We start from the raw sequence: 8,752 nt of genomic DNA, 5'->3' as shown, positions 1-8,752 counted from the left end.
CGCCGGACTCCTCGCCCTGGGGCACGGAGGCGAAACGCAAGACGGCGAGGAGCCGTCCACGAAGCACGCGCCCTGGGTTCTCGTCCTGGCCTGCGATATGCCCCTGGCCTCCGCCGCGGTTCCGGTCCTGCTCCGGGAAGTTGCAGGCCACCAGGACACGGACGGGGCCATGTCCGTATCCGGCGACGGTAGGAAGCAGCCGCTGCTCGGGATCTACCGCGTATCTGCTTTGCAGCGCGAAGTGCAAGCTGCCGGAGAAGAACGCGGCCTGGTCAACGCCGCGGTTTTCCGCCTGCTTGCTAGGCTTGATCTGCTGGCCGTGCCTGTCCCCGCAGGGTCCACCGATGACGTGGATACCTGGGATGACGCCGCGGCGCTTGGAGTGGACGGCGACCTGCCGTGACAACAGCTGTACCGGACAGTGGAGGCGGATCGTGAAGAGCCAGGAAGAAACGCTCGAGGAATGGTGCAGGAGCCTGCTGCAAGCGTATGAGTTGGACGACGTCGAGATCGACATCAACGAGATCCTGTCCCTGGCGGGCGTTGCAGCCCATTCGGTGGTCCGGCCGGCGGCTCCTTTGACAACCTTCATTGCGGGCTTTGCGGCCGGGCTTGCCGCGGGCTCGGGACAAGCCACCCAGGCAGCGTCGATGGATGCAGCCCTGGGCCTTGCACGCACGCTCGCGAAGGACTATACGAACCCCGGAACCGACGCCGGATGACGGAAGCCCCCGGGCATGTCCAGCATGCCGACCACTTGTGGGCCGAGGCGCGGCAACTTGCCTTCGATAGCGCCACGCCCATTCCCGCCGCAGCCGTTGCCCTGAAGGACGCCATCGGCAGGACCCTGGCCTCGGATGTCCACGCCTTGCAGGACCTGCCGCACTACGCGTCCTCGGCGATGGATGGCTGGGCAGTCAACGGCAGCGGTCCATGGATCCTCGCCGAACCCGGCCATCGGCTGGCACCGCACCAAGCCAGCCCGATCGCCACGGGTGGCCTGATCCCGCCCGGGGCCAAGGCCGTTCTGCGGAGGGAGAGCGGGGTCCTGACCACGGACGAAGACGGCTTACCACTGCTCGCGCTCGGCGGGAACGCGAAGCCCGGCGAACCGCGCAACGGGCAACACATCCGCGACGCGGGAGAGGAAGCCGCGGCGGGCGAGCTGCTGATCAAATCAGGCGTCGTCCTGAACCCGGCCCATCTCGCCCTGGCCGCCCTGGCCGGACGTGATGAACTGGACGTCCTGGGCAAGCCCCTCGTGAAAATGGTGCTGACCGGCGCCGAGGTGGTGACCGCGGGTGTCCCGGCCCCCGGGCGCGTGAGGGATACTTTCGGTCCCCAGCTTGGCGCCGTCGTCGAGCTCCTTGGCGGGACCCGCGGCGAGCAAATCAAGGTGGGCGACTCCTATGACGAGTGGCTCTCGGCCCTTGAGGAAGGTGAGCTGTCGCCGGACGCGCCACCCGCCGACGTCGTCATCACCACCGGGGGTACCGGCCGTTCGGGGACGGACCACTTCCGTCGGGCCATTGCGGAGCTGGGTGGCCGCTTGCTGATTGATGGAATTGCGATGCGTCCGGGACATCCCGGCGTTTTGGCCGAGTTGCCGGACGGTCGCTTCGTGCTGGGCCTCCCAGGCAATCCGCTCGCGGCCATGATGGTCCTCTTCACGATCGGCGCGCCGCTCCTCGCGGGTCTGGGTCACGGAACACTGCCCGAGGTGGGCGAGGTTCCTTGCGGTGCAATGCTCGACGCCGATCCTGGGCGCACGCGCTTGTTTCCCTTCAGGTTTGTGTACGGCTTGGCGTCGCCGGCCCAGCACGCGGGGCCCGGGATGATGCGCGGCCTCGCCAGTGCGGACGGAATCATGGTGGTGCCGCCGCACGGCGTACAACTTGGAGAGGCAGTGCCAGCTTTTCCATTGCCGTGGGGGCCGCCGCTTCCCCGGCCGAAGCCACCGGAGGACAAGGCCAAGAAGACTCCTGCCAAGCCAGCACGGAAGGTTTCGTCCGGTCCGGTGGACTGGAGCGCCCTGACGGCTGAGAGTTTCAGGTGCGGGATGGACGCGGGTGGATTAGAGAGTCAGGCCTTGCAATGATGGGGACATGAACAGGCATGCTCCCGAGCAGGACATCAATGAAGATGACCTCCAGATCCACCCACCCAAGCGCTCCGCGGCGGGCGTCAAAGCTGTCACCGTGGCATTGGAACGGGGCTGGTCCCAAGCGGGTGTCAGCCGGACCGTCAAGTCAATGCTCCGCGTCAACCAGCGGGACGGTTTCGATTGTCCCGGCTGCGCCTGGCCGGAGTCCATCACGGGCAAACGCAGTCCCGCCGAGTTCTGCGAAAACGGGGCCAAGGCAATCGCCGAGGAGAGCACCACACGCGTGGTCGACGCGGAGTTCTGGGCCCGGCACTCCCTGGCCGAGCTTGGGGACAAGACCGAATACTGGCTCGGCAGCCAAGGCCGCATTGCCGAGCCTGTCGTCATCCGCCCTGGCGAGACGCACTATTCGCCGATCAGCTGGACGGATGCTTTCGCCCTGATCGGCGAGCACGTGAATGCCACCACGCCGGACCGTTGCGTTTTTTACACCTCGGGGCGCACGGCCAACGAGACAGCCTTCATGTACCAGCTGTTCGCCCGCAGCCTGGGCACGAACAACCTGCCCGATTGTTCGAACATGTGCCACGAGTCTTCCGGAAGCGCCCTCAACCCGACCATCGGCATCGGCAAGGGCACTGTCTCCCTGGAAGACATCCATGAAGCTCAGTTGGTGTTCGTTGTGGGGCAGAACCCCGGCACGAACCATCCGCGCATGCTCTCAGCCCTGCGTGATTGCAAGAACAACGGCGGCAAGGTCGTAGCCGTCAATCCATTGCCGGAAGCCGGGCTCCTGAACTTCAAGGACCCCCAGTCGCTCAACGGCGTGGTAGGCGGCGGCACGGACATCGCCGATGAATTCCTCCAGATCAAGGTGGGTGGCGACCTTGCCTTGTTCCAAGCGCTGGGCCATCTCCTGTTGGAGGAGGAGAAGCGGAAGCCTGGAACCGTGGTTGATCGCGCCTTCATCGAGGCGCAGACCGACGGTTTCGAGGCCTACGCCGAAGCCCGGGCTACCCTGGACTGGGCAGAGACGGAACGCGCCACGGGCCTGAGCCGCATCGAAATCACCAAGGTGGCCGGCATGCTCGCCGCCTCAAAGGGCACCATCATTTGCTGGGCGCTGGGCCTCACCCAGCAGCCCCACTCCGTGGACACCTTGCGGGAAATCATCAACCTGCTGCTCTTGCAGGGGAACTTCGGCAAACGCGGTGCCGGCGCCTGCCCCGTGCGCGGCCACTCCAACGTACAGGGCGACCGCACGATGGGCATCTGGGAGAAACCGTCCGAAGGCTTCCTGGCAGCCTTGGACAAAGAGTTTGGATTCACCACACCGCGGGTCCACGGATACGACTCCGTGGAAACCCAGCACGCCTTGGAGAAGGGCGAGGTGGACGTCTTCGTTTCCATGGGCGGCAACTTCGCCGCGGCAGGTTCGGACACCGTCGCACTGGAGGAAGGGCTCAAGAAAGCCGGGCTGACGGTCCACATCTCCACCAAGCCCAACCGCGCCCATGTTGTACACGGCAAGACCTCCCTGATCCTGCCCACCCTGGGCCGCACGGACACCGACGACAAACACCCGGGCGGCCGGCAGATCCTCTCCGTTGAAGACTCCATGTCCGTCATCCACTCCACGCAGGGCCGGTTGACTCCGATCTCGGAGCATTTGCTTAGCGAACCCGTCATCGTCGCACGCATGGCGCAGGCGGTCCTCGGGGACAACCACCCCGTTGATTGGCGGGCCATGGCCGAAGACTACGACGTCATTCGCGACCACATCTCCAGGGTGATCCCCGGCTTCGAGGACTTCAACGCGCGGGTGCGGACCAAGAACGGCTTCGTGCTGCCGAACCCGCCACGCGACACCCGCACGTTCGCCACGGACATCGGCAAGGCACGATTCACCGTGAGCCCACTGGAGTACCTCGAAGCCCCTGCCGGCCACCTGATCCTGCAGACAGTCCGCAGCCATGACCAGTACAACACCACGTTTTACGGGCTCGACGACCGATACAGGGGCATTTCCGAAGGCCGCCGCGTGATCCTGGTCCACGAGGACGATCTCGGCGAACTCGGCTTCGAAGACAGGGACATGGTGGACGTCATCTCCACTTTCCGCGGAACGGAGCGCCGGGCGGACAAGTTCCGGCTGGTTGCCTACCCAACGGCCAAGGGTTGCGCCGCCGCGTACTTCCCCGAGGCCAACGCCCTGGTCCACCGGGAGCTCGTTGCCCGTGAATCCAATACCCCCGGCTACAAGGCCATGACGGTGCGGTTCGTCAGACACGGGGAAGCCGCCGGGCATGCGGAACCCGCCGGGAAGGTGGGTAGCTGAGATGGGACGGGTGACCCAGCGCCGCAAGGTGCACAAATTCGTCCTGGACGGCTCCGCCCAGGCCCTGGAGCACCCGGTCCGCTACCGCGAGGACTTCCTGGCCGTCGAGGAACCGCTCGAGGTGCGTTTGGGGCACATGTCCTTCTCGGTGACCATGCGGACCCCTGGCGACGACTTCGACCTCGTGGCGGGCTTCCTGGTCTCCGAGGGTGTCATTTGGGACCCGGCCCAGCTCATTTCCCTGCGCTTCTGTGCCGGCGAGGACGAGAACGGCGTTCAGACCTTCAACGTGGTGGAAGCCCAGTTGCGTCCCGACGTCGTCCTGCCGGAGACCGGGCGCAACGTCTACACCTCCAGCTCGTGCGGGATCTGCGGCACCGACTCCATCGAGGCAGTGCGTAAATCCTCACACTTCAGCCCCGCGGACGACCCCCTGAATGTCCCGGTGGAGGTTCTGGCCGCGCTGCCTGACCGTCTCCGTGAAGCACAGGCGTCTTCGACAAAACCGGGGGAGTACACGCCGCCGGACTCTTCCGGATCCACGACGACGGTGCTGTCGAGCTGCTGTGCCTGCGGGAAGACGTGGGGAGGCACAATGCGGTGGACAAAGTGGTGGGCTGGGCGCTGCGCGAAGGAATGCTGCCCCTGCGCGGCACCGTCCTTCAGGTCTCCGGGAGGGCATCCTTCGAGCTGGTCCAGAAGGCGGCGCTCGCAGGGATCCCGGTCCTGGCCGCCGTCAGCGCACCCTCCAGCCTCGCAGTGGAGCTCGCACAGGAGACCGGCCTGACGCTGGTGGGCTTCAGCCGGGGGACCAGCTTGAACGTCTACGCGGGCAGCGACCGGGTCGGAGTTCCGGCGGGAACCGGTGGGGGGCCCACGCCGGCGAGGGCCCCGGCCTGAGCTTGCGAAGGCTGGGAGCCGGTGGGGAATAGGGACCTGCAGGGATAGCCGCCAATCACTTGGCTATTGTTCGGGAAAGACGTAGATTTTATCCATCGAATGGAATCTGGTTCCTCCGGACAGTGACCTGCCTACTAGGCTGCTCATAACGGTAAGGAAGCAATCAACCAGCCCACCGCCAAAGGGGACTTCAATTGCACGACGACCGCCGGATCACTGAGAAGCGGCTCGAACGTTTTGTCCGGGAGCGGATAGCTCCCGCCATCTATGGCCGTGCGCTGCCTCTTGAACTGAGCAGCTGGGATGCCCCGGGGGAGCCGGTTCCGGTCTCGGAAGCACTCCGCCAGGTCTTTGAGCCCCAGGAACACGGTGCCGCGTGGGGCAAGGCCTGGAGCACCAAGTGGCTGCGGCTTCGGGGCGAGGTCCCGGAGGTGGGGAGTCGCCGATGGCACCACGGTGGAGATCGTCGTCGATCTCGGGTTCAGCATCGACGCACCCGGATTCCAGTGCGAGGGCATTGCCTGGCGCCCGGACGGCACCATCATCAAGGCCATCTCTCCGCGCAACCAGCATGTCCCGTTAAAGCTTCTGGGGGGCGGACTCTCGGTGGACTTCTACGTGGAAGCCGCGGCCAATCCGGATCTCAGCCAGGGGTGGAGCTTCGCGGCAACCCCCCTGGGGGACAAGTCCACCTCCGGAGACGAGCCCCGCTACCGGCTCGGACGCATAGCCATCGCCGAACTCAACGAGGTGGTCTGGGAGCTCCACCAGGACATCTGGACCCTTAGCGGGCTGATGCACGAACTGCCCTTCGAACTGCCGCGGCGGCATGAGATCCTCCGCGCCTTCGAGCGCATGCTGGACATCATGGACCCGGACGATGTTGCCGGTACCGCAGCCGCCGGCAGGGAAGCCCTCGCCGAGGTCTTGAGCCGGCCCGCTTACGCCTCGGCCCACGAACTTCTGGCCACTGGCCACGCCCATATTGACTCGGCCTGGCTATGGCCGGTCCGGGAAACCATCCGCAAATGCGCCCGCACGTTCTCCAACGTTGTGGCCCTCATGGATGAGAACCCCGATTTCGTCTTCTCCTGCTCCTCGGCGCAGCAATTGGCATGGATGAAGGAGTTCTATCCTGAGCTGTTCATCCGGATCCGGGAGAAGGTGAAGGCCGGGCAATTCGTGCCGGTTGGCGGCATGTGGGTGGAATCCGACACCAATATGCCCGGTGGCGAGGCAATGGCCCGCCAATTCGTCGAGGGCAAGAGCTTCTTCCTGCAGGAGTTCGGGATCGACTGCCAGGAGGCCTGGCTGCCTGACTCCTTCGGATATTCCGGGGCCCTCCCCCAGATCGTCAAGTCCGCTGGTTCCCGGTGGTTCCTGACCCAGAAGATCTCCTGGAACCAAGTCAACAAGATGCCGCACCACACCTTCAACTGGGAGGGCATCGACGGCACGCGGCTTTTCACCCACTTCCCGCCCGTGGACACTTACAACTCCGAGCTCCACGGCCGCGAACTGGCCCATGCCCAGCGCAACTACCGGGAGCATGGCCGCGGCACCATTTCGCTGGTCCCCTTCGGTTACGGCGACGGCGGTGGCGGACCCACGCGCGAAATGGTTGCCGCCGCCCACCGGACGGCGGACCTCGAAGGCTCGCCGAAGGTGCGCATGGGAACCGCGAAGGAGTTCTTCACCCAGGCCGAGGCCGAGTACCACAACCTCCCAGTCTGGGTAGGGGAGATGTACCTTGAGCTGCACAGGGGGACGTACACGAGCCAGGCCAATACCAAACAAGGCAACCGCCGCTCGGAACACCTGCTGCGCGAGGCCGAGCTTTGGTGCTCGACGGCGGCAGTACGGACTGCGGGTTCGTTCACCTATCCCGCGGCGGACCTCAAGCGGATGTGGCGGCTTGTACTCCTGCAGCAGTTCCACGACATCCTGCCGGGCAGTTCCATCGCGTGGGTCCACCAGGATGCGGAGCGGAACTATGCCGCGATCGCCCGGGAGCTCGAAGGCATCATTGCGGGGGCCGCGTCCGCCGTTCTGGGCGAGGGAGACACCACGTTCCTGCTCAATGCCGCGCCGCACGAGCGCAATGGTGTTCCGGCGCTCGCGGCTGCCGAACCGGTCCACTCGGATAGTCCAGTCAGTGTCACAGAGCGCGCCGGCGGTTATGTTTTGGACAACGGCATCATCCGGGCGGTGCTGGACGCCAATGGATTGCTGACCTCCCTCTCCGATTACGCAACGGGCCGGGAAGCCATTGCGTCCGGGACGTTCGGCAACCACCTTGAACTCCACCGGGATACGCCGAACGAATGGGATGCCTGGGACATCGACGAGTTCTATCGCCGGAACGTCGTCCCGGTGGTCGACGCGCGATCGGTGACGCTGGAACGCGCGGGCTGGGACGTCGTCGTCGTGGTGGAGCGGACGGTGGGCTCCTCCACCATCACGCAGCGCATTTCCCTCGAAGCGGGCGCGGAATCCCTCGGCATTTCCACCACGGTGGACTGGCAGGAACACGAGAAACTGCTCAAGATCGGTTTCCCGCTGGATGTCCGTGCGGACCGTTCCGCCTCGGAGACCCAATTCGGGCATGTCTTCCGGGCTACGCACACGAACACGTCCTGGGAAGCCGCCAAGTTCGAATTCTGCGCCCACCGCTGGATCCACGTGGCGGAGCCGGGTTACGGAGTCGCAATCTCCAATGCCTCAAGTTACGGGCACGACGTCACCCGGACCATCCGTGACGACGGCGGGACCACCACCAATGTGCGTGTGTCACTGCTGCGGGCGCCCAAGTTCCCGGACCCCCAAGCCGACCTTGGTTCACGTCCTGGATCTGAGCATCCGGCCCGGCGCCAGCATCGGCGGGGCCGTCGAAGAAGGCTATCGGACCAACCTCAAACCGAGGTTGCTGGCAGGGGCGAACCCCGTTGAGCCGCTTTTAACGGTGTTCAACCAAGCGCTGGTCATCGAAGCCGTCAAGCTTGCCGAGGACGGCTCCGGAGACGTCATCGTGCGGCTTTACGAATCTCTGGGAGAACGCTCCACGGGCCTCATCACAGCCAACTTCGAATCCCGGATGGTGCAATCCGTGGACCTGTTGGAACGTCCCGTTGAGGCTCCCGGAGTGAAGCCCGGAGTGGGAGCTGCCGAACTGACCCTGCGCCCGTTCCAGCTGGTGACCTTGCGTTTCAGCCGCTAGGCGGTTGCGTGCCCGGCCCACCCAACTGACTCCCAGTTAATGTCGTTTTGGAGGCCCAAAACGACAACAAATGCTGGGCCCACGCCCCCAGGGTTCCCTGGCCGTGGGGCCACACCGGCGAGGTCCCTGCCTGAGCTTGCGAAGGCTGGGAGCCGGTGGGGACTTGCGAGGCGAGGGTGGCGGTGGGGATCAG

The 8,752-nt window shown here is 65.3% G+C and carries 4 protein-coding genes and 2 pseudogenes; all 6 read left to right on the top strand.

Features of this window, described 5'->3' with window-relative positions; genetic code table 11:
* The coding region (gene mobA, locus AHiyo1_RS26390) for a molybdenum cofactor guanylyltransferase (protein ID WP_253257208.1) at positions 1 to 403 on the top strand (403 nt) is incomplete at its 5' end.
* A 31-nt stretch (positions 404 to 434) separates the two neighbouring features.
* A complete protein-coding gene (locus AHiyo1_RS26385; RefSeq protein WP_059388193.1) occupies positions 435 to 722 on the top strand; it encodes a DUF6457 domain-containing protein in 288 nt (95 codons plus the stop codon).
* Complete coding sequence (locus tag AHiyo1_RS07920) at positions 719 to 2,098, top strand: molybdopterin molybdotransferase MoeA (protein ID WP_059388192.1); 1,380 nt, start codon at positions 719 to 721, stop codon at positions 2,096 to 2,098. The genes AHiyo1_RS26385 and AHiyo1_RS07920 overlap by 4 nt, the downstream gene beginning before the upstream one ends.
* A 7-nt stretch (positions 2,099 to 2,105) precedes the next feature.
* Positions 2,106 to 4,442, top strand: a complete 2,337-nt coding sequence (locus AHiyo1_RS07915; RefSeq protein WP_059388191.1) for an FdhF/YdeP family oxidoreductase — start codon at positions 2,106 to 2,108, stop codon at positions 4,440 to 4,442.
* A gap of 1 nt (position 4,443) precedes the next feature.
* Positions 4,444 to 5,342: pseudogene (fdhD, locus tag AHiyo1_RS07910) on the top strand (formate dehydrogenase accessory sulfurtransferase FdhD).
* 194 nt (positions 5,343 to 5,536) lie between these two features.
* Positions 5,537 to 8,559 (top strand): annotated as a pseudogene (locus tag AHiyo1_RS07905) (alpha-mannosidase).
* Positions 8,560 to 8,752: the final 193 nt, after the last annotated feature.

Origin of the sequence: Arthrobacter sp. Hiyo1, from assembly GCF_001263615.2 — a bacterium.
Classification (GTDB): domain Bacteria; phylum Actinomycetota; class Actinomycetes; order Actinomycetales; family Micrococcaceae; genus Arthrobacter.
The sequence above is the reverse complement of the archived record's forward strand: the minus strand, read 5'-3'. Positions and strand labels throughout refer to the sequence as shown.

Bases quoted from the DNA above. Each gene is read 5' to 3' on its own strand.
- AHiyo1_RS07915 (WP_059388191.1), top strand. From the start codon at position 2,106: ATGAACAGGCATGCTCCCGAGCAGGACATCAATGAAGATGACCTCCAG.
- AHiyo1_RS07920 (WP_059388192.1), top strand. From the start codon at position 719: ATGACGGAAGCCCCCGGGCATGTCCAGCATGCCGACCACTTGTGGGCC.